The organism is Plantactinospora alkalitolerans (assembly GCF_015690345.1).
GTDB classification, from domain to species: Bacteria; Actinomycetota; Actinomycetes; order Mycobacteriales; family Micromonosporaceae; genus Plantactinospora; species Plantactinospora alkalitolerans.
This window is the reverse complement of the sequence record NZ_JADPUN010000110.1, coordinates 1-22,798: the sequence shown is the minus strand read 5'-3', so window position 1 is coordinate 22,798 and position 22,798 is coordinate 1. Positions and strand designations below refer to the sequence as shown.

The window sequence follows — 22,798 nt, the reverse complement described above, 5'->3', positions numbered from 1 at the left end:
GGTCGGGGCCGAGCACCCGGTGCTGCGCGGGCAGCCCGATCGCGCCGCCGACCAGCCCGTGCGGGGTGCCGGCCCGGCGGGCCCAGAGCGCGACGTGCACCGCCCAGTCCGTGCGGCCCTCCTCGGAGAACTCCCGGGTGCCGTCCAGGGGATCGATGATCCAGACCCGGTCGGCGTGCAGCCGTGGCGCCGCACCCGGCTCGGCGGCGGCGGCCCAGGCCAGCCGGGAACCCTCGTCCTCCTCCGACAGCACCGCGTCGGCCGGTCGCCACCGGGCCAACTCGGTGCGGAGAAGCTCGTGGGACACCTTGTCTCCGGCCGCCTTCAACGCACCCGGATCCGCGTGCCCCAGCTCCGCGCGGAGGTCCAGCAGAGCCTGGCCCGCACGGCTGGCCAGCCAGCGGGCGAAGGCCCCGTCGATCACCGGTGGCGCGGCCATCAGCGCACCCCCGGGGAGCCGGCGTCACCGGCCGTCGAATAGACCACGATCATGGATTGCCTCCTCATTCGCGGCGAGAAGACTACCGTTCCCGGGTCATCTAACAGGCATATCCACCGATCCGCCACACCGTCCGACTGCGGGAGCCGACTATCGGCCGTCAGCTCCGTGATACGCGTTCTGCGCCCACTCCAGTCCCCGGGTGACGACCGCCTCCGCCACGTCGGCCGCCCGGTCCACCAGGAACTCCAGCTCCTTGCGCTCCGCCGCCGAGAAATCGGAGAGTACGTAGTCGGCCGGGTCCTGACGTCCCGGTGGGCGCCCGATGCCGAAGCGCACCCGCACGTAGTCCTTGCTGCCCAACGACTTGGACATCGACCGCAGCCCGTTGTGGCCGCCCTCGCCACCACCGCACTTCACCCGGAGCTGCCCGTACGGGATGTCCAACTCGTCGTGTACGGCGATCACCTGACCGACCGGCACCTTGTAGAACTGCGCCAGCGCCGCCACCGGACCACCGGAGAGGTTCATGTACGTCAACGGCTTCGCCAGCACCAGCTTCGGGCCGCCGAACCCGAGCCGCCCCTCGGCGACCTCGGCATGGGCACGGCGGTGCCGGCCGAACCTGGCACCGATCCGCTCGGCGACCAACTCGGCCGCCATGAACCCGACATTGTGCCGGTTCCGGGCGTACTCCTTGCCGGGGTTGCCGAGCCCGACCAGCAGCCACGGTGAAAGCTCCTCCGCCACGCCCTTCTCCCTGTACCCGCTGGTGGCCTTGCCCGGCCACTACCGTCAGTTCTACCGCTCGCCGCAGCCCGTACGGAAAACAGGCGCCCCCGATCGATGCGGGAGCGCCTGTTTTACGGGATCGGTCAGGATTCGGTGGAACCCGCGGCCGGTGTGGCCTCGCCCTCGGCCTCTTCCGCCTCGGCACCGGGGCCCTCGGCACCGGCTTCCTCTTCCTCCGCCTCGGTCGGCTCCTCGCCGGCCTCCGCCGCCATCTGCTCCGCGGACGGTGCCTGGGTGACGAGCGCGAGAAGCTGCTCCCCGTCGGCGACCAGCTCGACGCCCTCCGGCAGCCGTACGTCCGCCGCGGTCACCTGCGAGCCGACCTCGAGGCCCTCGATCGAGACCTCGAAGCTCTCCGGCAGCCGGGTGGCGTCCGCGCTCACCGAGAGCGTGTTCTGCTCGTGCACGACCAGGGTGTCCCGGGCCGCCTCGCCGGTGAGGTGCACCGGAACGTCGACGGTGACCTTCTCACCCCGACGGACCAGCAGCAGGTCGATGTGCTCGTAGGTGTCCTTGATCGGATCACGCTGGATGGCCTTCGGCAGGGCGAGCGCCTGCGTGCCGTCACTGATCTCGATCGCGAACAACTGGTTGGCGCCACCGTGCCGGATGGCGGCGGCGAACTCGCGCGCGGGCAGCGCGATGTGCTTGGGCTTCTCGCCGTGCCCATACAGCACGGCGGGCACGTTACCGGCCCGGCGGGTACGACGGGCACCACCCTTGCCGAACTCGGTGCGGGGCTCGGCGCTGATCTTTACCTCGGACACGGGAAGACTCCTGATACGGTCACTGCGTCGCTACGTCGGCTGGCGGTTGCGGTGCTAGGGCGAGGGGCTCGCTGGGGCGCTTGCGTCGTGAACACAGCCCGGAGCACCGCGTCGATGACGGTGCGTCCGTGCGGCGCTTGCTCAGCGGCCCGCAGGGCACCCTCGCCGTGGCAACCGCACCAGTCTACCCGAGCCCGGATCCGGAGTTTCGGCGGTCCCCGCCCGGCCTGCCGGGATGCCCGCGAAACCGGACCACGCCCCCGCCGAGTTCGAACGCGCCGGCCCGGCGCCCGTCCACGGACCGAACCGGCACGGCGCCCGGAGGCCGGCGGACGGACCTCAGCTGAGCCCGCCGAACAGGGTGGTCACGGAACCGTCGTCGAACACCTCGCGGATCGCCCTGGCCAGCAGTGGCGCGATCGACAGCACGGTGAGCTTGTCGAGCTGCTTCTCCGGCGTCAACGGCAGGGTGTTGGTCACCACCACCTCGCTGATCCGGCTGTTCTTCAACCGCTCGGTGGCCGGGTCGGAGAGCAGGGCGTGGGTCGACGCGACCACGACGTCCGCCGCCTTCGACTCGTGCAGGATCTCGGCCGCCTTGCAGATGGTGCCGCCCGTGTCGATCATGTCGTCGACGATCAGGCAGACCCGACCCTCGACGTCCCCGACCACCCGGTTCGCGACCACCTGGTTCGGTTTCATCGGGTCCCGGGTCTTGTGGATGAAGGCCAGCGGGCAGCCGCCGAGACGGTCCGTCCAGCGCTCCGCCACCCGGACCCGACCGGAATCCGGCGCCACCACCGTCATCGGTCGGCCGGCGTACTTGCGCTGGACGTACTCGGCCAGGATGTCCATCGCGAACAGGTGGTCCACCGGCCCGTCGAAGAAACCCTGGATCTGCGCGGTGTGCAGGTCGACGGTGAGGATCCGGTTGGCACCCGCCGTCTTGAGCAGGTCGGCCACCAGACGGGCCGAGATCGGCTCCCGGCCCCGGTGCTTCTTGTCCTGCCGGGAGTACGGGTAGAACGGCAGGACGACGGTGATCCGCTTGGCCGAGCCGCGCTTCAACGCGTCGACCATGATCAGGGTCTCCATGACCCACTTGTTCACACCGTGCGTGACGGATTGCACCACGAAGGCGTCGGAACCACGCACCGATTCCTTGAACCGTACGAAGATCTCGCCGTTGGCGAACTCGTACGAGTCGGACGGTGTCGGCGCCACTCCGAGCACCTCACCGATCTCCTTTGCCAACTCCGGAAATCCACTTCCGGAGAAGAGCATCAGGCTCTTGCGGTTTTCGGCGACGATGCTGCCCATCGGCTCGTCTGCTCCCGTTTGTCGGCGTGTCACCCGGAGTTGGGCGGAGAGACTATTCGGTTGCAGTATCCCCCGGGGCCGGACCACGGCCACCCGCATCAGGCGCCCCGTGGATTGCCTCACCTTCGCTTGCGCCGGCCGCCTTCGGTCCGGCACGCTCCGCCGCCGCCGCCGACTTCGTGCCGGGCCGACGGCGGGCGACCCAGCCCTCGACGTTGCGCTGCTCCGCCCGGGTGACACCGAGCGCTCCCGGCGGCACGTCCGAGGTGATGGCGCTGCCCGCCGCGATGTACGCGCCCGCACCCACCTCGACCGGTGCGACCAGGTTGGTGTCACACCCGACGAAGGCGGCCTCCCCGATCGTGGTGTGGTGCTTGTGCACGCCGTCGTAGTTGACGAAGATCGTGGCCGCCCCGATGTTGGCCTGCGCGCCGATGGTGGCATCGCCCACGTAACTCAGGTGGGGCACCTTCGCGCCCTCGCCGATCTCGGACTTCTTCACCTCGACGAAGGTGCCGACCTTCGCCCTGTCCCGCAGCTTCGCCTCCGGCCGCAGGTACGCGTACGGCCCGACGCTCGCCCCCGCGCCGATGACGGCGCCGACCGAGTGGGCCCGCAGTACGGTGGCTCCGGCCGCGACCGTCGTGTCGATCAGGGTGGTGTCCGGCCCGACCGTCGCGCCCGAGCCGACCGTGGTGGCTCCGCGCAACTGGGTGTTCTGGTCGACGACCGCGTCCCGGTCCAGGGCGACCGTGACGTCGATCCAGGTGGTCGCCGGATCGAGCAGGGTCACGCCGGTCCGCATCCAGCCCTCGTTGATCCGGTCACGCAGCAGCCGGCGCAGCGCCGCCAACTCGACCCGGTCGTTGCAGCCGAGGGTCTCGGTCGCGTCCGGGGCGACGTGCACCGCCACCGTCTCGCCGGTCGCGACGAGCAGGCCGAAGACGTCGGTGAGGTACTCCTCGCCCTGGTCGTTGTCGGTGGAGAGTTTGCCCAGCGCGTCCCGGAGCAGCGCCGCGTCGAAGGCGTAGATGCCGGCGTTGATCTCCCGAATCGCGCGTTGGGCGGCACTGGCGTCCCGCTCCTCGACGATCTGCTCCAGCCCGCCGTTCTCGCTGCGGACGATCCGGCCCAGGCCGGTCGGGTCGGCGACCTCGGCCGCCAGCACCGTGGCCGCGGCGCCCGCCGCCTCGTGCGCGGCCACCAGCGCGGTGACCGTCTCCGGTCGGAGCAGTGGCACGTCGCCGTTGAGCACGACCACGGTGCCGGCGGCGTCCGGGGTGCTGTCCAACGCGATCCGGACGGCGTGTCCGGTGCCGTGCTGCTCGGCCTGGAGCACCGGCTCCGCTCCGGCGGCGACGCCGGCGAGATGATCGGTCACCTGGTCCGCGCCGTGGCCGACCACGACCAGGGTGCGGTCCGCCGCCAGCGGCGCGGCCGCCGCCAGGACATGGCCCAGCAGGGTACGGCCGAGGATCGGGTGTAGCACCTTGGGTATCGCCGACTTCATCCGCTTGCCCTCACCGGCGGCGAGGACGACGACGGTACGGAGGCGGGGCTGGGACACGAGGTAGCTCCCTCAGAACGACCGGCAGTGTGCGGCCTCATGCTAGCCGCACCGCGTGGGGAGGTTCCCGCGTTCTCGGCCGGACGAACGGCCTGAGAAGGGCTGAAGTGGGAGCTCGGCCGCCAGGACTCGAACCTGAAACACAAGAACCAAAATCTTGGGTGTTGCCAATTACACCACGGCCGAAGGTGTGCGTGGTTAGCCTAGCGCCTCGCCATCGGCAAGCCCCACCCCCTCGGGCGGCAACGTCCGGAACCGACCGGCCGGTGCCGCGCGGTTGGATCGCCCGGGCCCGCGGTTCGTCCTTGGCGTCGGGTCGTTTCGTCCACTCCGGCGGGGGAACATCCCGGAGCAACGCGGACAACCGGTCCCTGCCGATGCCCAGGCGGCGCTGGATCTCCCGCGCGGAGGGCAGTTCGACGCCGCGCGGGCGTCGCGCCCCGGCACCGAGCGGATCGACCATGAACCGCAGATCAGGACAGGTGTACGAGATGATCCGTCGATGCCTGGCAGCGGATTTTCAGGTTCGCGTCCATGGCAGACTACGGCAGCGTAGGTTACGGTGACGTAGGCGTAAGTTACCGATCCTTCCCCTACGCTCCGTGTGAGGTGCCATGTCCTCCGTCCTGCTCGAACCTCCGGCCTCCGGCGCGAAAAGCGGACCCAAGCCGCTCACCGAGGGCGTTCAGTCCAAGGCCATCCTGTTCGCCCTCTGGGCCTTCGTGACCGTCCCCTTCCTCGCCCTGCTCGCCGCCGTTCCGGTGGCCTGGGGAGGCTGGCTGAGCTGGACCGACATCGCCATCGCCGGAGTCTGGTACGTGGTGGCCGGTGTCGGCATCACCGCGGGCTTCCACCGGTACTTCACGCACGGGTCGTTCAAGGCGAAGCGCTGGCTGCGGGTGACGCTGGCGGTCGCCGGCTCCCTGGCCATCCAGGGCGACATCACCCAGTGGGTCGCCGACCACCGTCGGCACCACGCCTTCTCCGACCTCGAGGGCGACCCGCACTCGCCGTGGCGGTTCGGCGCCAGCGTCTGGGGGCTCACCAAGGGCCTGTTCCACGCACACGTCGGCTGGCTGTTCCACCGGGAGCTGTCCAACCGCGAGCGGTTCGCCCCGGACCTGTTGGCGGACAAGGACATCCGGCGGGTGACCGCACTCTTCCCGGTCCTGGTGGCCGTCTCGCTGCTCGGCCCGGCGGCAATCGGTGGCCTGGTCACCTGGTCCTGGCAGGGCGCGCTGACCGCACTCTTCTGGGCCGGCCTGGTCCGGGTGTCGCTGCTGCACCACATCACCTGGTCGATCAACTCGGTCTGCCACGTCTACGGCGAGCGCCCGTTCGAGGTGCGCCAGGGCGACAAGGCGACGAACTTCTGGCCGCTGGCCATCCTGTCCTTCGGGGAGAGTTGGCACAACCTGCACCACGCCGACCCGACCTGTGCCCGGCACGGTGTGCTGCGGGGACAGGTCGACATCACGGCCCGGACGATCTGGGTGTTCGAGAAGGTCGGGGCGGCCTACGACGTACGGTGGCCGAAGCCGGAGCGGATCAGCGCGAAACTACTCAAACCGACACCCTCGCAGTGACCGCCGAGATGACCGGGCACCCTGCCAGGTGCATCCGGCTGGCAGGATGGCCAGGTGACCGAGCCAAGCGGGGGCACCACCGGGAACGGAACGAGTCGACGTGGCGGCACGGCGGGGCAGCGGGATAACGAGGTGACAGACGGCCCGAGCAGCACCGGTCGCGGCGTCGCCCGCAGAAAGATCCCCGCCCCCACGCCACCGATGGTCAAGCCCGGCTCCCGGGTACGGATGTCCGCCGCACAGCGTCGCGAGCAGCTCATCGCCATCGGTCGGCAGGCCTTCGCCGAACGCGGGTTCGACGCGGCCTCGATCGAGGACGTCGCGGCCCGCGCCAAGGTCTCCAAGCCGGTCGTCTACGAGCACTTCGGCGGCAAGGAGGGCCTCTACGCGGTCGTGGTCGACCGGGAGGTACGGGCCCTGCTCGACCGGGTCGCCGCCGCGCTGACCGCCGGGCACCCCCGAGAGCTGCTCGAACAGGCGGCGCTGGCCCTGCTCGACTACATCGAGGAGGAGACCGACGGCTTCCGGGTGCTGGTCCGGGAATCTCCGGTGCTCTCCGCGACCGGCAACTTCAGCAGCGTGATGAACGACGTCGCGCACCAGGTGGAGCACATCCTGGGAGCCGAGTTCAAAAGTCGGGGGTACGACCCGAAGCTCGCGGAACTCTATTCGCAGTCGCTGGTCGGCATGGTGGCGCTGAGCGGACGCTGGTGGCTGGAGGTGCGTAAGCCGCGCAAGGAGACCGTGGCCGCACACCTGGTCAACCTGGCCTGGAACGGCCTGTCCCACCTGGAGGCCAAGCCGACCCTGCTGACCCGCCGGACCCGCTGAGGTCCGGCGGCCTCCGCCACCTCGGGCGCCACGTTCACCGGCCGGACCGGGCAGACGAACTGCTCCGCCGCTCGTCCTCCTCCTCGGCGTGTTCCGGCGGCCCCACCTTGTCGTAGAGGCCCGTGGCCAGGAACGCCAGGCCGAACAGCATCGACACGATGACGGTCGACATCGAGAAGTTGAGGATGTTGGCCTCGGTCTGCAGCACCGTCATCATCGCCAGCGCGACGACCAGGAAGACCACCCCGGCGGTCAGGTTCATCAGGTGCCCGAGGTTGCCCCGGTGCACCGCACCGAAGAGGACGATGATCCCGAAGACCACGGAGACCAGCGCGAAGGCCAGATTGGTCCGCAGCCCCAGCACCCAGTGACTGCTCCGGCTGAACAGGTCGTCGTCGGCGGTCTCGACGAGGCCGAAGATGCCGAAGATCAGGATGTAGAGCGCGATGAGCCCGGCGATCGCCCGGTAGACCGGCCGCGCCGGATGATTGACCGGGATGTGCGCCATGGGCCCTCCTCCGTACCGATGAATGACTTTCCTACCGGATTGTCACCCAGGACGGAGGAGGTTTCCCGGCAAACCGACAATCATCGGCCGGGGGACGTACCCGCCACTCAGGAAAACAGGCGGGCGTGCTCGAAAGCTCTGGCCTCGTCGTCGGAGCCGACCTTGCCGTACATCCCGGCCATCAGCAGCACCAGACCGAGGATCATGACGACAATCGAGGTGGCGACGCTGAAGTTGAGATAGTTGGCATCGGTACGCAGGACGGCGAGAGCGGCGGCACCGAGGGCCATCAGGGCGTACCCGAGCGGCTTGTTGAGCGCCACGTCGACGTTCCGACCGATCAGGGTCGCGGCCAGAATCACCAGGCCGAGCACGATGGAGAGCACCGAGTTGCCGAGGTTGGTGCCCTGGCCGAGCACCAGGGTGTCGTCCTGGGCGAAAAACTCGCCGCCGCTGGTCTCGACGATGCCGAGCACACCGAAGAGCACCAGGTAGACGCCGGTCAGTCCGCCGATTGCCCGGTAGATCGGCCGCGCGGGGTGGTTGACGGGATTGTGGCTCATGCTCGAAGTCTCCAACGCCGTTCCAGTGGGGGGTCGGGGCCGATTCTCCCGCATGCCGCCCGAACGACGCCGCACACCCCTGGGCGGTCACGCCGGGCTCAGCTCTCCGGCACCTGCTCGGCGAGCGCCAACCATGCCTCCTCGGTCTGCTCCCGCTCGGCCCGGACGGCCCGGAGCTGCCCGTCCAGGTCGGCAACCCGGTTGTAGTCGGTCGAATGCTCGGCAAGCTGGTCGTGCAGCGCCGACTCGCGCCGCTCCAGCTTGCCGATCTGCCGCTCCAGCCGGGTCAACTCCTTGCGGGCCGCGCGAAGGTCACCTCCGGACAGGCCGTTCTCGGTCCGCTCCGGTGCCGTCCCAGGTGCCGTGCCGGGTGCCGGGCCGGCGGTGCCGAACCCACCGGTCCGGAGTCCACCGGAGGTGGGGACCCGGGCGAGATACTCATCGATGCCGCCGGGCAGATGGATCAGGCGCCCGTCACCGAACATCCCGTACACCACGTCGGTGACCCGTTCGACCAGGTAACGGTCGTGACTGGCCACGACCAGGGTGCCCGGCCACGAGTCGAGCAGGTCCTCCAGCGCGGCCAGGGTGTCGGTGTCCAGGTCGTTGGTGGGCTCGTCGAAGAGCAGCACGTTGGGCTCGGCGGCGAGCAGCCGGAGCAGTTGCAGCCGCCGCCGCTCACCACCGGAGAGGTCGGAGACCGGGGTCCAGAGCCGACGGTCGTCGAAGCCGAACATCTCGGCGAGCTGGGACGCGTTGATCTCGCGATCCCCGAACACGACCCGGCGGGCCACCTCCTCCACCGCCTCCAGCACCCGCAGCTGGCCGGGAAGCTCCGCCAGCTCCTGCGAGAGGTACGCCGGCTTGACCGTGGAGCCGGTCCGCAACCGCCCCTCCTCGGGCTCCCGGGTGCCGGCGAGCAGCCGGAGCAGGGTGGTCTTGCCGGCACCGTTGGCGCCGACGATGGCGATCCGGTCACCCGGGCCGACCTGCCAGGTCAGGTCATCGAGGATCAGTTTCGTCCCGGCCCGCAGGGTGACGTTCTCCAGGTCGTACACCTGCCTGCCCAGCCGGGCGGTGGCCAGCCGTTGCAGCGACACACTGTCCCTGGGTGGCGGCACGTCGGCGATCAGCGCATTCGCCGCGTCGATCCGGAACCTCGGCTTCGAGGTACGCGCGGGCGGCCCCCGGCGCAGCCAGGCGATCTCCTTGCGCAGCAGGTTCTGCCGGCGCGCCTCGGTCGTGGCGGCCACCCGCTCCCGTTCCGCCCGGGCCAGCGTCCAGGCGGCGAACCCGCCCTCGTAGGCGCGTACCGCCTGGTCGCCGACCTCCCAGGTACTGGTGCAGACGGCGTCGAGGAACCACCGGTCGTGGGTGACCACCACCAGCGCGCCCCGCTTGCCGATCAGATGCCGGGCCAGCCAGTCCACCCCGGCCACGTCCAGGTGGTTGGTCGGCTCGTCCAGCACCAGCAGGTCGGCGGTACGGACCAGCAGCGCGGCCAGTGCCACCCGCCGTCGCTCGCCACCGGACATCGGTCCGACCGGCTGGTCCAGCCCGAGGTACGGCATGCCGAGGCCGTCCAGCACCGCCCGTACGCCCGCGTCCCCGGCCCACTCGTGCTCGGCGCCGAACCCCTCGTCCAGCCACGCGGTGCCGAGCACCACGTCCCGGACCCGCGCCTCGGGATCGAGCGTCAGGGTCTGCGGCAGCGAGGCGACCCGCAGGTCACGCCGGTGCGTCACCCGCCCGCTGTCCGGATCCTCGATCTTGGTCAGCAGCCGCAGCAGGGTGGACTTGCCGGCGCCGTTCAGCCCGACAACCCCGATCCGATCTGAGTCGTCGAGGCCGAGCGAGACGTCGGTGAGCAGTTGCCCCGCCGCGCCGTACCCCTTGGAGACCCGATCCAGGTTGACGATATTGGCCATGCTGAGACCGTAGTCAGGCGATCAGCAGACCCGGGCGCCGGGGACCGGCCCGTACGCCGTACGTGCCGTCCGACACAGGCCGGACGCCCGCAACTCGGTCGCGATCTCCTCCGCCCGGGTCGCGTCGGCGGCCAGGAACACGCAGGTCGGCCCGGAACCGGAGACGATACCGGCGAGTGCCCCGGCCGCCTCGCCGGCCTTCAGCGTCTCCGTCAACGCGGGACGCAACGTGAGAGCGGCGGCCTGTAGGTCGTTGCCGAGTGCCCGGCCGAGCCGGGCCGGATCCCGGCCGCGCAGTGCGGCGAGCAGCGCGTCGGCGCTACGCAACGGCGCCGGGGCCGCGTACTCGGCCCGGAGCCGGTCCAGTTCCCGGTAGGCGGCCGGGGTGGAGAGACCGCCGTCGGCGATCGCCACCACCCAGTGCCAGGTGACCGGACGGGCCAGGATCGGGCTGATCGTCTCACCGTGGCCGGTGCCGAGCGCCGTACCGCCGTACACCAGGAAGGGGACGTCGGAGCCGAGCCCGGCGGCGATCCCGGCAAGCTCGTCCCGGGACAGGTCGGTTCCCCAGAGTGCGTCGCAGGCGACGAGCGCGGCGGCGGCGTCGGCGCTGCCGCCGGCCAGGCCACCGGCGAGCGGGATCTGCTTGCGCAGGTGCAGCCGGGCGTGCGCGGGCATCCCGGTGTGTTCGGCGAGCGCCCGGGCCGCCCGGATGACCAGGTTGGACTCGTCCAGCGCCAGTTCGCCGGTGCCCTCACCCTCCATGGTCAGGGTCAGGGTGTCGCCGCGCCGGGCGGTCAGCTCGTCATGGATCGAGATCGCCTGGTAGACGGTGTTCAGCTCGTGGAAGCCGTCCGGACGCAGCGGCCCGACCCCGAGATGGAGGTTCACCTTTGCCGGCACCCGGACCTTCACCGGGCCCGGCAGGCCCCGGCGCGGACGATCGTCTTCCTCGTCCGGTCGCCACGCCTCGGTCACGGAGCGATGTCCCGGATGCGGAGTCGGACCTCGAACGGCTTCGCCAGTACCAACTCCTCGGCCGAGTCGGCCACCAACTCGTACCGGTCACCGACCAGCTCGTACGCGTGCACGTGCACCGGTTCCTGCTCGATCCGCCAGAAGTACCGGATGCCGGCGGCGGCGTAATCCGCCGGCTTCTCCAGCCGGTCCCGCCGCTTCGTGCCCGGCGACACTACCTCGACGGCGACGACAACCTGGTCCGGGTCGAAGTAGTGGCTCTCCCGGACCACCGGTCTGCGCAGCAGGAGCACATCCGGTTCCAAGGTGTCCCGGTGGCTGATCGCCACCCCGACCGCCGTCACCGGCTCATAGTCGAGCGGCGCATGTTGCCGGAACCACAGCCAGAGAAGATTGGCGATCGTCTGATGCCCGAAGGTCGGGGACGGGACCACGATGATCACTCCGTCGCGCAGTTCGACGCGCGGAGCGTCGTCGGGAAAGGCCAGGACGTCTTCGATCGTGTAGTTCGCCAGCCGCTGTCGAAGCGGGTCGGGTGACCACGGCCGCCGGGACGCGGAACCGACGGGCTGCGCCGTCACGTCGGACACCTCCTGACACACACGCCGTCAGCCTACTCGGCGGTCGATGCGGTCACCGGGGCCGACGCGGCGATCGCGGCGAACTGCCCGACGGTCAACGACTCGCCCCGGGCACCGGGGTCGACGCCGGCCGCGACCAGCGCCTCGGCGGCCCGGTCCGGACCACCGGCCCAGCCGGCCAGGGCGGCCCGCAGGGTCTTGCGCCGCTGCGCGAACGCCGCGTCGATCACCGCGAAGACCCGCTTCCGGGGTACGTCGGCTCGGGGCGGCTCCCGCCGGGTGAAGGCGACCAGGCCGGAGTCGACGTTGGGCACCGGCCAGAACACGTTCGGTGGCACCCGGCCGGCGCTCCGCGCGTCCGCGTACCAGGCGAGTTTCACGGACGGGATGCCGTACGTCCGGGAACCGGGGCCGGCGGTGAGCCGGTCGGCCACCTCCTTCTGCACCATCACCAGTCCGTGGCGCAGGCTCGGCAGTTCGGCGAGCAGATGCAGGACCACCGGCACCGCGACGTTGTACGGCAGGTTCGCGACCAGCGCGGTCGGGGCCGGGTCGCCGAGCTGCGCGGCGGTGATCCGCAGCGCGTCGGCCTGATGCACGGTCAACCGCCCGGCGACCGTCGGTCCGGCGTGCCGGTCGACCGTCTCCGGCAGGGCCCCGGCCAACACCGGGTCGATCTCGACGGCGTGCACGTGCCCGGCGAACGCCAGCAGACCGAGGGTGAGCGAGCCGAGCCCCGGGCCCACCTCCAGGGCGACATCCGCCACGGTCAGCCCGGCAGCGGCGACGATCCGACGCACCGTGTTGGGATCGTGCACGAAGTTCTGGCCGAGCCGCTTGGTCGGCGCGACGCCCAGCCGGGCGGCGAGTTCCCGGATCTCCGCCGGGCCGAGCAGGTCTGCGGCCATGCTGTGACAGGGTACGGGCCACCGGAGTCGGCACCGACGGCGAACCCGCCGTATCCAGCGAACGGGTCGGGGCCCTGTCCAGCGGACGGGTCGGGGCGGAGCGACCACCGGGCCGGCCGGCGTCCGGGCCCGGAGGCGAACCGTCACCAGGGGCCGAAGACCCGCTCCCCGTTCGCGGAGATCGCCGCGCACAGGTCACCGAGGTCGGCACCGGTGGACTCGGCGAGCGACCGGACCGTCAACGGAATCAGGTACGACGCGTTCGGCCGTCCCCGGTGCGGCATCGGGGTCAGGTAGGGCGCGTCGGTCTCCACCAGGATCTGGTCGAGCGGAGTCACCCGGGCCGCCTCGCGCAGTCCGGCGGCGTTGCCGAAGGTGACCGTGCCGGCGAAGCTCAGCACATATCCGCGCCGGACACACTCGGCGGCGAACTCGGCGTCGCCCGAGAAGCAGTGCAGCACCACCGTCTCCGGTGCTCCCTCGGAGTCCAGGACCCGCAGCACGTCGGCGTGCGCATCCCGGTCGTGGATGACCAGCGGTTTGGCGTACCGCTTGGCGATCGCGATGTGGGCCCGGAAGCTGACCTCCTGGGCCGCCCGACCGTCGTCCCCGGTCCGGAAGAAGTCCATTCCGGTTTCGCCGACGCCGCGAACCCGGTCCTCGCCGGCGAGCGACTCGATCTCCCGCAGCGCCTCGTCGAGATCGGCCAGCCGGGGCGCCTCGTTCGGGTGCAGGGCCACCGTGGCCACCACCGCCGGCTGCCGCCGGGCCAGTTCGGCGCCCCAGCGCGACGAGGTCACGTCGACCCCGACCTGCACCAGCCGGTCGACTCCGACCCGGGCAGCCACCTCGACCGCCGCCGTTACCGGGTCGTCCGACCGGCCGTCCCCCGGCGGGGTACCGGCGTCGGGGAGGGTGATGTCCAGGTGGGTGTGGCTGTCGATCACCGGCGTGGGCAGTCGCTCCGGCACCGGCGGGAACTCTCCCGCCCGGCGGGCTGCCCGCTGACGGCGGCTCTCGGTTGGCTGACTCATCGCCGCCAGCATCACATATCGGTCCCGCGTTCCGGGCCGGGGCGTACCAGATGGGCGGTGGCGCGCCGGCTCGGGCCGGGCGACGCCACCGGCCGCCGGCCGCCGGCCGGCCCGGGAAGACGGATGCCGGGAGCCGACCGGCCCGGGAAGACGGATGCCGGAAGTCGGCCGGACCGGGAAGACGGATGCCGGGAGCCGACCGGCCCCGGAAGACGGATGCCGGAAGTCGGCCGAATCGTCGGATGCGGGCGACCGAACCGGCGCCGGGCGGCCATCCGAACCGGCAGTTCGCGCTCGGCGTGGCCCGGCCAGCCCCGGTCGGTAACCCGATGTTCACCGGGCCGGTGCTGGCCGGTCTTAGCGTCGGCGCGGTGAACGTGTCCCCGCCGGCCAGTGCGGTGCCCGAGACGCCGGCCGGACTGCGGGTCCGGTACGGCGGTGCCGTGCACCCGGCCGAGGAACTTGCCCGAGGTGCCGCGTACGAGCTGTTCAGTGTCGATTCCGCGCCGGGATTCGAGCGGGACCGACGCCCAGATGCGCGCTATCCGTTCCACAGGTACGCCCACGCCAGCGAGGTGGGCGTACTTCCCGACGGTGGCGGGGCCGGCAGTGCTGCCGGTACCGGCGAACGGGCGAACGGGCTCGGGGTCGCGGACACCCCGCTGACAGCGCCGCTGCACCGGATCTGGGGCTGGTCGGACATCCACGGCCTCAGCCAGACCCCGGCCGCCGCCGAGGACCCGGTGCTGGTCTCGGTACGCGAGTCGGCGACCGTGCGGCGGGGCAGCCAGATGGTCAAGGCGCTCTCCGCCCAGCAGTTCGCCGGGTTCCTGCTGCGCGGCTGGCTGCCGTACGGCTTCTGCTACCGCGAGTACGACGTCGCGCACCTGCGGACCCCGGCCGACCAGATGCTGCTGCGTACCGACTCCGATGCGGGACGAGCGGTTCCCGAGGTCGCGTACCTGCTGCGCTGGCGGGCAACCGACCCGGTCGACTACGTCGCGCCGCTGGCCGGCGAGCACCGGGGCCTGATGACGATGCCGCCGCACGACCGGGTCGGCGCACCGGTGCTCGGCACCGGGTTCATCCCGAGCGGGCGGCACCTCATTCCGGAGTTCGTCACCCGGGACTTCGCCGACCTGCCGCTGCCGGCGAACGCCGCCCTGCTGGCGCACACGTCGGACGGGGACGAGGTGGTCCTCTACACGTACCAGCCGGAACAGCGCGGGTGGTTGCGGATGGCCGGGCCGCGCTGGCGGCACCTGCTCGCCGCGGTGCCCGGCGTGTCGCCCGACCAGGAGTACGTCTCGACCAGCGACGCGATCCGGTCCACCATGTTGATCGGCGGTTACCGGGGGCAGGAGTACGAGGCGGTCGCCGACCCGCCCGGCGAGTTCCGGATGCTGGCGATGACCCGGGCGGCGCGCTACCCGGTGGAGACGCTGACCCGCCGGGCCAGGTACGTCCACTGGCGCGACACCCGGTGCCTGGTGCTCCGCGAGGAGGGCGGCTGGCTACGGGTCCGGCTCTGCCGGCCCGACCCGGACAACGTCGCGGCGCTCGGCGCACAGTGTTACGAGCGCGGTGTCTACGAGTCCTGGGCACCGGCGGTCGAGGTGACCGACGACCAGGTTCTCGACGTGCCGTACGAGATCTGAACGCGCGGTCACCGCGACCGGCCACGGGCCTGGCGGCTCAGGGCTTGCGGAACACCACGCCGCACTCCATGGAGCGCTGGTTCTCCGGAGGCGACTCCAGGTACGGCCGCAGCGGTTCGTCGACGTGCGACAGCCTCGGCTGCTCGGGGTCGGGACGCCAGTCGACGACCTTCACCAGCCCCGGCTCTATCGTCTCCGCCGCCGTCAGACCACCGAGCAACTCGGCGACCTGGTCCGTCGTACGGTTGCGCCAGACCAGGCCGAGCCGTTTGGTCATCTCGTTGCCCTCGTCCACCGTCGCCTGGTCCACCCCGCACACCTGGGCGAATGCGAGGTAGCTGCCGGGTGCGAGCGCTTCCCAGACGGTGCCGAGCATGCTCTCCAGCTTCGCGTCGTCGACGATGGAGTGTCCGATGGACAGGAACAGCGCGGCGGCCGGCTGGGAGAAGTCGATGAGCTTCCGCGTCTCCGGGTCGTCGAGGATCCGCTCCGGCTCGGTCATGTCGGCCGCGATCACGGTGGTGGTCCGGTCGTCGGCGAGCAGTGCCCGTCCGTGGGCCAGCACGATCGGATCGTTGTCGACGTAGACCACGTGCGCGTCCGGCTGGAACTGCTGGGCCACCTGGTGCACGTTGGCCTGGGTCGGCAGCCCGCTGCCCATGTCCAGGTACTGCCGGATCCCGCAGTCACGGGCCAGGAAGCGCACCAGCCGGTAGAGGAACATCCGGTTGTTCCGGGCCTCGGTCACACCCTCCGGAAACTGCTTGTGTACGGCCAGCACCGCCGCCCGGTCGACCGGGAAGTTGTCCTTGCCGCCGAGGCAGTAGTCGTACATCCGCGCCGCGGTGGGCAGGTCCTGCCGGATCAGGGGCTTGCTTCCGTCATTGGGCGCGGTCACGTCACCAGCTCCACAATCGACACCGTCTCCGACTCGGGGAAGTGAGAAGAGGAAGCTTACCGGCCGACCGGCTCAGTCTCCGAGTCGGGCGAGTTCCTCGTCCACGATCGACGGATCGAGCTTGCGGAAGACCGGCTTCGGGGTGGCCAGCGCCCGTCCCGCCTCGACCGGTACCGATTCCCACTTCGCTCCGACCGTGTAGTCCCCGGTCAGCACCGGGTACCCGGGCCCGCCGTCGAGATCCTCGACCTGCTCGATCGAGGGCATCGGCGCGTGTACGCCGGTGCCGCCGAGCAGTTCGTGCACCCGTTGCGCGGAATGCGGCAGGAACGGGGTGAGCAGTGTGTTGGCGTCGCTGACCACCTGGAGCGCGACGTGCAGGATGGTGCCCATCCGGGGCTTGTCGGACTCCGCCTTCAGCTTCCAGGGGGCCTGCTCGGAGAGGTACTTGTTCGCCTCCGCGACCACCCGCATCGCCTCGCCGATGGCCTGCTTCTGCCGGTGCCGCTCGATCAGCTGGCCGACCGTCGTGAACCCGGTCCGGGCGGCGGCGAGCAGCGCCTCGTCCGCCTCGGTGAGTCCGGCCGGATCGATCGGCGGGATGGCGCCGAAGTTCTTCGCCGCCATCGAGATCGACCGGTTGACCAGGTTGCCCCAGCCGGCGACCAGTTCGTCGTTGTTCCGGCGCAGGAACTCCGCCCAGGTGAAGTCGGTGTCCTGACTCTCCGGCCCGGCGACCGCGATGAAGTAGCGGAGCGCGTCGGCGTCGTACCGGGCCAGGAAGTCGCGTACGTAGATCACGACCTGGCGGGACGAGGAGAACTTCTTCCCCTCCATGGTCAGGAACTCGCTGGAGACCACCTCGGTCGGCAGGTTGAGCAGGCCCAGGTTGCCGGGCTCGCCGCCCCGGTCGCCCTCGCCGTCGTAGCCGAGCAGCAGCGCCGGCCAGATCACCGAGTGGAAGACGATGTTGTCCTTGCCCATGAAGTAGTAGCCCCGGGCGTTCTTCCCCTCGCCGTCGGCCGACCACCAGCGTCGCCAGGCCTCCGGGTCGCCGGAGCGTCGGGCCCACTCAATCGACGCCGAGAGGTAGCCGATCACCGCGTCGAACCAGACGTAGATCCGCTTGTCGCTGCGGTCGCGCCAGCCGTCCAGCGGGATCGGTACGCCCCATTCCAGGTCCCGGGTGATCGCCCGGGGCTGGAGGTCGTCCAGCAGGTTCTTCGAGAATCGCAGCACGTTCGGCCGCCAGCCCTCGCGGCCGTCCAGCCACTTCCCGAGCGCCTGCGCGAAGGCCGGCAGGTCGAGGAAGAAGTGCTCGGTCTCGACGAACTGCGGCGTCTCACCGTTGATCTTCGAACGGGGGTTGACCAGGTCGATCGGGTCGAGCTGGTTGCCGCAGTTGTCGCACTGGTCGCCCCGGGCATGCTCGTACCCGCAGATCGGGCAGGTGCCCTCGATGTAGCGGTCCGGCAGCGTACGGCCGGTGGACGGGGAGATCGCCCCCATCGTGACCTTGGGCACGATGTAGCCGTTGCGGTGCAGCGTCTCGAACAGCTGCTGCACGACGGCGTAGTGGTTGCCGGTGGTGGTCCGGGTGAACAGATCGTAGGAGAGGCCAAGCCCGTGCAGGTCCTCGACGATCACCCGGTTGTAGCGGTCGGCCAGCTCACGTGGGCTGACGCCCTCCTTGTCGGCCTGCACCTGGATCGGCGTCCCGTGCTCGTCCGTACCGGAGACCATGAGTACGTCGTGACCGGCCATCCGCATGTACCGGCTGAACACGTCGGAGGGAACCCCGAAGCCGGAGACGTGGCCGATGTGGCGCGGACCGTTGGCGTATGGCCAGGCGACCGCGGCGAGAACGTGGCTCATGGAAGCCAAGCCTAGTGACCTGGGCGGGGTAATCATGAATCAACGTCCCCTCGCCCCCGGGCAGGGCCGGATCGGCCCGGACCGGCGCCTGATCGACCCCGACCGAAAAGTGACGCGACGTACATCATTGACCGAAAGGCCGCCTACCAAGTCGGAAAGATCACCTCTCATCTGCCAATATCCGACTGTTTTGCCGCCGACACGCGCCCCGGGCTGCCTTCGCGAGCCGTCCCTCCGTTGTCCAATGGACCGGTGACGGGCAGCTCAGGTGGGCAGCAGGCAGCGGAAACGCACCCTCCCGAGGCCGAACCCGCCGTGCCCGCCGGATCCGCCCGGCCCGTCGACGCCGGAAGCCAGGGCGCTGCCGGGCCGTCGACGGAGGTGCCGACTTCGGACCGGGCCGAACCGCCGGCCGTGGACGTACCGGCGTTGGACGTGGACGTGACGGCGTTGGACGTGGACGTGACGGCGTTGGACGTGGACGTGACGGCGTCAGCCGTGGACGTACCGGCGTTGGACGACGCCGGGCCACCCGCCGGAGCGGTACCGGGACACGCGCCCGCGCAGCGAGCGGCGGTCCAGCCCGCGGCCGGGTACGAACCCTCGCTGGTCGGGCCGTTCGGCGGTGCCTCGCCGAAGGTGAGCTCACCGTGGGCCAGCGCCCCGGGGACGGTCCCGCAAGCGCCCAGCATCGAGGCGACCACGGGCGCGCCGCTGACCATGCTGCCCCAACGGGCACCGAGGGTCCCCGTACCGGCGGATTTCACCGGTTGGGACGGTCCTCCCGCGTCGTCGCCGACGGCCCGGCCGGGGTCGGACCCGACCGCCGATGACGACGACGGCGAGGACTTCTGGCTGCCGATCGAGGAGGTCCACTGGGACGGGACGCCGGTCGCGCCCACGCCCCGGACCTGGTACGGCCGGCCGAAGAAGCCGGCCGCCGAAGCGGCCCTCCCCCGCCCGCCCAGGCCACCGAAACCGCAGCGGGATCCGGTGTTCGGGCTCGCCGGCGTGATCCTGTTCTCCCTGCTCGCCAGCTTCTTCGCCTGGGTCAGCGCGGAACCGCTGTGGCTCGCCGTCGGGCACGGGGACGTGGGCACCGCGACCGTGGCGAGTTGCACGGGCCGAGGACTCGGGCAGCACTGCCGGGGCGAGTTCACCGCGGCCGACGGCCTGGTCAGGGCCCGGGACATCCGGCTGGTGGGTGTCGAGGGCGGCCGCCGGAAGATCGGCGCCCAGGTGGGCGCCCGGATGATCGGCCCGGACAGTCAGAAGGCGTACGTCGGCGCGGGAACCGGCCCGCTGCACCTGCGTTGGTCGCTGGGACTCGGGGTGATCCTGCTCTGTAGCACCGGGGTCGGTTGGGCCACCGGCGCACTACGCCTGTCCGAGCGGCGGTACCGCCGTCCGGCCGCCCTGATCAGCCTGGCCGGGCCACTGCTGCTCGCGGTCGGCTTCCTCGCCGCCGCCTACTGAACACGCCGCCGCCCACGGAACACACCGCCGCCCACGGAACACACCGCTGCTGGTCAACGCGACGCCCCAAGGCTGGTCAACGTGACGTGGGCGGATGTACCACGACGTAGACGTCCCGTCGGCGCAGGCCGTACTCGGTGGCGATGGCGGCGATCGCATCACGCCGGGACGTACCGGTGGCCTCCAGGTTCGCGACCGCGGCCCGCAGGTCGGCGTCGGGCGGAGGTGGGGTGGCGACCACCGGGGCGCCCGCCACCACCAGGGTGATCTCGCCGCGCGGTTCCCCGGTCGCGGCCCAGTCCGCCAACTCACCGAGCGGGCGCCGGAGCACCTCCTCGTACGTCTTGGTCAGTTCCCGGCACAGCGCCGCCGGCCGCTCGGCGCCGAACGCCCCGGCCAGGTCGGCCAGCGCGCCGGCCACCCGGTGCGGCGCCTCGAAGAAGACCAGGGTGCGCTCCTCGGCGGCGAGGGCCCGCAGCCGGGCCCGGCGCGGGCCGCCGGTCCGGGGCAGGAAGCCCTCGAAGCAGAACCGGTCGGTGGGCAGTCCGGAGAGGGCCAGCGCGGTGGTCACCGCGCTCGGGCCGGGCGCGACGGTGACCGGCACGCCAGCGTCCAGGGCGGCGCGGACCAGCCGGTAGCCGGGATCGGAGACGCTCGGCATACCCGCGTCGGTCACCAGCGCGACGAGTGCACCGTCGAGGACGGCGGCGACCAGATCCGGGGTACGCCGTTCCTCGTTCCCCTCGAAGTACGACACGATCCGGCCGGGGATGACGATGTCCAGATCGCGGGCCAGCCGGGTGAGCCGGCGGGTGTCCTCCGCGGCGACGACGTCGGCCTGGGCGAGGGTGTCCCGCAGCCGGGCCGAGGCGTCGCCGGGGTTGCCGAGCGGCGCACCGAGCAGGACCAGCCGGCCGCTACCGGGCGTTTTTCCCACGAACTGACTCCTTCATCGATACATGTCATCGCACATAGCGAGCGTCGTGCCCCGTTTCACACCAGGGCAGCCTACGATCACTGGGTGACTCTGGCGTCGACAGCGCAGACCGAGGGCCCGGCGATCGCCGGGCCGCCGACAGGTCCCGTCGTCGAGGTGACCTCGCACACCTCCACCGGGCCGCCCGTGACCGACCGTTCCCACCGGCCCACCGGTGGGGTTCCGGCGATCATCAGACGCCGGTTGGCGCCGTTCGACGCCCGACTCGACGGGTGGTCCTGGCTGGCCACGGCGGTGGTCGTGGTGATCGCGGGCATCCTGCGCCTGGTCGGTCTGAGCAATCCGAAGGGCAAGATCTTCGACGAGCTCTACTACGCCACCGACGCGCACAATCTGCTGCTCCGTGGCGTCGAGTGGGACGAGAAGAACAACGGCGCCGCGTACGTGGTGCACCCGCCGCTCGGCAAGTGGATGATCGCGATCGGCGAGCGGATCTGGGGCTACAACGAGCTGGGCTGGCGCTTCTCCGCCGCGATCATCGGCACGCTCTCGGTACTGCTGCTCATCCGGATCGCCCGCCGGATGTTCCACTCGACCGTGCTCGGCTGCGCCGCCGGTCTGCTGATGGCGCTGGACGGCTTCCATCTGGTGCTGTCCCGCACCGCGTTGCTCGACATCTTCCTGATGTTCTTCGTACTCGCCGCGTTCGGCGCCCTCGTGGTGGACCGCGACGTCCGGCGCGCGCGTTGGCTGCGGGCCGTCGAGGGCGGCATGGATCCGAGCCGTTCCGGCCGCCGGCACCGGCCACCGTTCCGGCTCTCCGACGGGGTGCCCTGGTGGCGGCTGCTCGCGGCGGTGATGCTCGGTTGCGCCTTCGGGGTGAAGTGGAGCGCGCTCTACTTCATTCCGGCGTTCGCGCTGCTGGTCGTGCTCTGGGAGGTCGGTGCCCGGAAGTCGGTCGGGGTACGCCGGCCGTGGCGGGACACGTTCCTCGACGAGATCGGCTGGCTGCTGGTCGCCGGGGTGCTGATTTTCGTCACCTACCTGGCCACCTGGTCGGGTTGGTTCCTCAGCGACAACGGGTACTTCCGGAACTGGCGGGCCGACACCGGCCAGTCCAGCATGCCGATCATCGGCAGTCTGCAGAACCTGTTCCACTACCACGTCGAGGCGCTGAAGTTCCACGCCCAACTCGACGACAAGCACGTCTACCAGTCCTGGCCCTGGCAATGGTTGCTGCTCGGGCGGCCGGTCGCGTTCCACTGGTCGGACCAGGGCGCCTGTGGGGCACCCAGTTGCGCGTCGGAGATCCTGCTGCTCGGCACCCCGATCCTGTGGTGGTCCTTCCTGCCGGCGCTCGCCGCGCTCGGCTGGCTGGGCATCGCCCGCCGGGACTGGCGGGCCCTGGCGATCCTCCTGCCGGTGGCGGTCGGGCTGCTGCCCTGGTTCTGGTTCGCGCTGGACGGCCGGACGATGTTCTTCTTCTACGTCGCGCCGGTCGTGCCGTTCATGATCCTCGCGGTGACCTACGTGCTCGGGGCGATCACCGGTCCGGCTCGGGCGCCGACGCCCGTGGGGGTCGGAGGTGGCGGCGGCGATCCACCGACCGAACCGGCCGACGCCGACGGCTCGGCCGCGCGGGCGAGCGACCGCCGGATGATCGGCGCGATCGTGGCGGGCACGTACGTGCTCCTCGTCGCGATCTGCTTCGCCTATTTCCATCCGATTTTCGTCGGACAGTTGCTGCCGTATGCGGACTGGTCGACCCGAATGTGGCTCGGCAACCGCTGGATCTGACCTGTCGGTCGGCAATCGCCCACCATTGCCCACTGATCGGCAATCGCCGGATCTGACCCTCGTCGGCGACCCTCCGATGACCGGCGGTGATCTGCGGTTCGCGGATCACGGGCCGGTCGACGGATGTTCGACGGCACGTACCCCGGCCGCCTCCCGCAGGGAAACTCCGTCGTGCCCGCGTTGTTCCGGAGAACGGGGGGTGGCCATGCCGTCGGCGCCGCGCGCGGCGGGTGGTGGGGTGCCAGATCCACGGTGGATGGCGGGCGGTGTCGGCGTGGTGTCACGAGACCGACGCGCTGTCGCCACGATGTCGGCCTGCTGCTCAGTGCCGTGTCGGGCGAGGATGGCGGCGGAG

The 22,798-nt window shown here is 70.9% G+C and carries 21 protein-coding genes and 1 tRNA gene; 5 read left to right on the top strand and 17 right to left on the bottom strand.

Annotated elements, in window-relative coordinates; genetic code table 11:
* From I0C86_RS09700 to I0C86_RS09675, 6 genes are all read right to left on the bottom strand, one after another.
* Positions 1-439: inositol monophosphatase family protein (locus I0C86_RS09700; protein ID WP_323373557.1), on the bottom strand; the 439-nt coding region annotated here is incomplete at its 3' end.
* 150 nt (positions 440-589) lie between these two features.
* Entirely contained in the window at positions 590-1,189 is a 600-nt protein-coding gene (gene pth / locus I0C86_RS09695; protein ID WP_196200884.1) for an aminoacyl-tRNA hydrolase, read from the bottom strand.
* A gap of 125 nt (positions 1,190-1,314) precedes the next feature.
* Positions 1,315-1,998, bottom strand: coding sequence for a 50S ribosomal protein L25/general stress protein Ctc (locus I0C86_RS09690; RefSeq protein WP_196200883.1), 684 nt, complete (start codon positions 1,996-1,998; stop codon positions 1,315-1,317).
* A gap of 339 nt (positions 1,999-2,337) precedes the next feature.
* Positions 2,338-3,318 carry a ribose-phosphate diphosphokinase gene (locus tag I0C86_RS09685; protein ID WP_196200882.1) on the bottom strand — a complete coding sequence of 327 codons (981 nt, stop codon included), beginning with the start codon at positions 3,316-3,318 and terminating at the stop codon, positions 2,338-2,340.
* Between the two features lie 52 nt (positions 3,319-3,370).
* Positions 3,371-4,885, bottom strand: coding sequence for a bifunctional UDP-N-acetylglucosamine diphosphorylase/glucosamine-1-phosphate N-acetyltransferase GlmU (glmU, locus tag I0C86_RS09680; protein WP_196200881.1), 1,515 nt, complete (start codon positions 4,883-4,885; stop codon positions 3,371-3,373).
* A gap of 114 nt (positions 4,886-4,999) precedes the next feature.
* Positions 5,000-5,071: transfer RNA gene (locus tag I0C86_RS09675), tRNA-Gln, on the bottom strand.
* 428 nt (positions 5,072-5,499) lie between these two features.
* On the opposite strand from I0C86_RS09675, the gene I0C86_RS09670 reads away from it, so the two are divergent.
* A complete protein-coding gene (locus I0C86_RS09670) occupies positions 5,500-6,471 on the top strand; it encodes an acyl-CoA desaturase (RefSeq protein ID WP_196200880.1) in 972 nt (323 codons plus the stop codon).
* 201 nt (positions 6,472-6,672) lie between these two features.
* Positions 6,673-7,302 (top strand): TetR/AcrR family transcriptional regulator, encoded by a 630-nt coding sequence (locus I0C86_RS09665; protein WP_196200888.1) that lies wholly within the window; start codon positions 6,673-6,675, stop codon positions 7,300-7,302.
* Between the two features lie 34 nt (positions 7,303-7,336).
* On the opposite strand, the gene I0C86_RS09660 is transcribed toward I0C86_RS09665, so the two are convergent.
* From I0C86_RS09660 to I0C86_RS09630, 7 genes are all read right to left on the bottom strand, one after another.
* A complete protein-coding gene (locus I0C86_RS09660; RefSeq protein WP_196200879.1) occupies positions 7,337-7,810 on the bottom strand; it encodes a DUF4383 domain-containing protein in 474 nt (157 codons plus the stop codon).
* Positions 7,811-7,917: 107 nt separating this feature from the next.
* Positions 7,918-8,373, bottom strand: coding sequence for a DUF4383 domain-containing protein (locus tag I0C86_RS09655; RefSeq protein WP_196200878.1), 456 nt, complete (start codon positions 8,371-8,373; stop codon positions 7,918-7,920).
* 98 nt (positions 8,374-8,471) lie between these two features.
* On the bottom strand, positions 8,472-10,301 hold the full coding sequence (locus I0C86_RS09650; RefSeq protein WP_196200877.1) for an ABC-F family ATP-binding cassette domain-containing protein: 1,830 nt from the start codon (positions 10,299-10,301) through the stop codon (positions 8,472-8,474).
* Between the two features lie 21 nt (positions 10,302-10,322).
* Positions 10,323-11,279, bottom strand: a complete 957-nt coding sequence (locus I0C86_RS09645) for a 4-(cytidine 5'-diphospho)-2-C-methyl-D-erythritol kinase (RefSeq protein WP_196200876.1) — start codon at positions 11,277-11,279, stop codon at positions 10,323-10,325.
* Positions 11,276-11,860 carry a Uma2 family endonuclease gene (locus I0C86_RS09640; RefSeq protein ID WP_196200875.1) on the bottom strand — a complete coding sequence of 195 codons (585 nt, stop codon included), beginning with the start codon at positions 11,858-11,860 and terminating at the stop codon, positions 11,276-11,278. The genes I0C86_RS09645 and I0C86_RS09640 overlap by 4 nt, the downstream gene beginning before the upstream one ends.
* Positions 11,861-11,892: 32 nt before the next feature.
* Positions 11,893-12,768, bottom strand: a complete 876-nt coding sequence (gene rsmA / locus I0C86_RS09635; protein WP_196200874.1) for a 16S rRNA (adenine(1518)-N(6)/adenine(1519)-N(6))-dimethyltransferase RsmA — start codon at positions 12,766-12,768, stop codon at positions 11,893-11,895.
* A 143-nt stretch (positions 12,769-12,911) separates the two neighbouring features.
* Positions 12,912-13,814, bottom strand: a complete 903-nt coding sequence (locus I0C86_RS09630) for a TatD family hydrolase (protein ID WP_196200873.1) — start codon at positions 13,812-13,814, stop codon at positions 12,912-12,914.
* Positions 13,815-14,173: 359 nt separating this feature from the next.
* On the opposite strand from I0C86_RS09630, the gene I0C86_RS09625 reads away from it, so the two are divergent.
* Positions 14,174-15,460, top strand: a complete 1,287-nt coding sequence (locus I0C86_RS09625) for a hypothetical protein (protein WP_196200887.1) — start codon at positions 14,174-14,176, stop codon at positions 15,458-15,460.
* A gap of 37 nt (positions 15,461-15,497) precedes the next feature.
* Here I0C86_RS09625 and I0C86_RS09620 read toward each other — a convergent pair whose 3' ends face one another.
* Positions 15,498-16,358 carry an SAM-dependent methyltransferase gene (locus I0C86_RS09620; RefSeq protein ID WP_323373555.1) on the bottom strand — a complete coding sequence of 287 codons (861 nt, stop codon included), beginning with the start codon at positions 16,356-16,358 and terminating at the stop codon, positions 15,498-15,500.
* Positions 16,359-16,430: 72 nt separating this feature from the next.
* Positions 16,431-18,233 (bottom strand): methionine--tRNA ligase, encoded by a 1,803-nt coding sequence (gene metG / locus I0C86_RS09615; RefSeq protein WP_196200872.1) that lies wholly within the window; start codon positions 18,231-18,233, stop codon positions 16,431-16,433.
* A gap of 252 nt (positions 18,234-18,485) precedes the next feature.
* Here metG and I0C86_RS09610 point away from each other — a divergent pair, with 252 nt between their 5' ends.
* Positions 18,486-19,709 (top strand): hypothetical protein, encoded by a 1,224-nt coding sequence (locus I0C86_RS09610; protein WP_196200871.1) that lies wholly within the window; start codon positions 18,486-18,488, stop codon positions 19,707-19,709.
* Positions 19,710-19,785: 76 nt separating this feature from the next.
* Here the strand turns inward: I0C86_RS09610 and rsmI are convergent, their stop codons facing one another.
* Positions 19,786-20,646: a 16S rRNA (cytidine(1402)-2'-O)-methyltransferase gene (rsmI, locus tag I0C86_RS09605; protein ID WP_196200870.1), complete on the bottom strand. Its 861-nt coding sequence runs from the start codon at positions 20,644-20,646 to the stop codon at positions 19,786-19,788.
* Between the two features lie 84 nt (positions 20,647-20,730).
* Between rsmI and I0C86_RS09600 the strand changes: the two genes are divergently transcribed.
* A complete protein-coding gene (locus I0C86_RS09600; RefSeq protein WP_407676288.1) occupies positions 20,731-22,443 on the top strand; it encodes a dolichyl-phosphate-mannose--protein mannosyltransferase in 1,713 nt (570 codons plus the stop codon).
* Between the two features lie 105 nt (positions 22,444-22,548).
* Here the strand turns inward: I0C86_RS09600 and I0C86_RS43160 are convergent.
* The coding region (locus I0C86_RS43160; protein WP_230393877.1) for a hypothetical protein at positions 22,549-22,798 on the bottom strand (250 nt) is incomplete at its 5' end.

Bases quoted from the DNA above. Each gene is read 5' to 3' on its own strand.
- I0C86_RS09685 (WP_196200882.1), bottom strand. From the start codon at position 3,318: ATGGGCAGCATCGTCGCCGAAAACCGCAAGAGCCTGATGCTCTTCTCC.
- I0C86_RS09670 (WP_196200880.1), top strand. From the start codon at position 5,500: ATGTCCTCCGTCCTGCTCGAACCTCCGGCCTCCGGCGCGAAAAGCGGA.
- I0C86_RS09665 (WP_196200888.1), top strand. From the start codon at position 6,673: ATGGTCAAGCCCGGCTCCCGGGTACGGATGTCCGCCGCACAGCGTCGC.
- I0C86_RS09660 (WP_196200879.1), bottom strand. From the start codon at position 7,810: ATGGCGCACATCCCGGTCAATCATCCGGCGCGGCCGGTCTACCGGGCG.
- I0C86_RS09655 (WP_196200878.1), bottom strand. From the start codon at position 8,373: ATGAGCCACAATCCCGTCAACCACCCCGCGCGGCCGATCTACCGGGCA.
- I0C86_RS09650 (WP_196200877.1), bottom strand. From the start codon at position 10,301: ATGGCCAATATCGTCAACCTGGATCGGGTCTCCAAGGGGTACGGCGCG.
- rsmA (WP_196200874.1), bottom strand. From the start codon at position 12,768: ATGGCCGCAGACCTGCTCGGCCCGGCGGAGATCCGGGAACTCGCCGCC.
- I0C86_RS09630 (WP_196200873.1), bottom strand. From the start codon at position 13,814: ATGCTGGCGGCGATGAGTCAGCCAACCGAGAGCCGCCGTCAGCGGGCA.
- metG (WP_196200872.1), bottom strand. From the start codon at position 18,233: ATGAGCCACGTTCTCGCCGCGGTCGCCTGGCCATACGCCAACGGTCCG.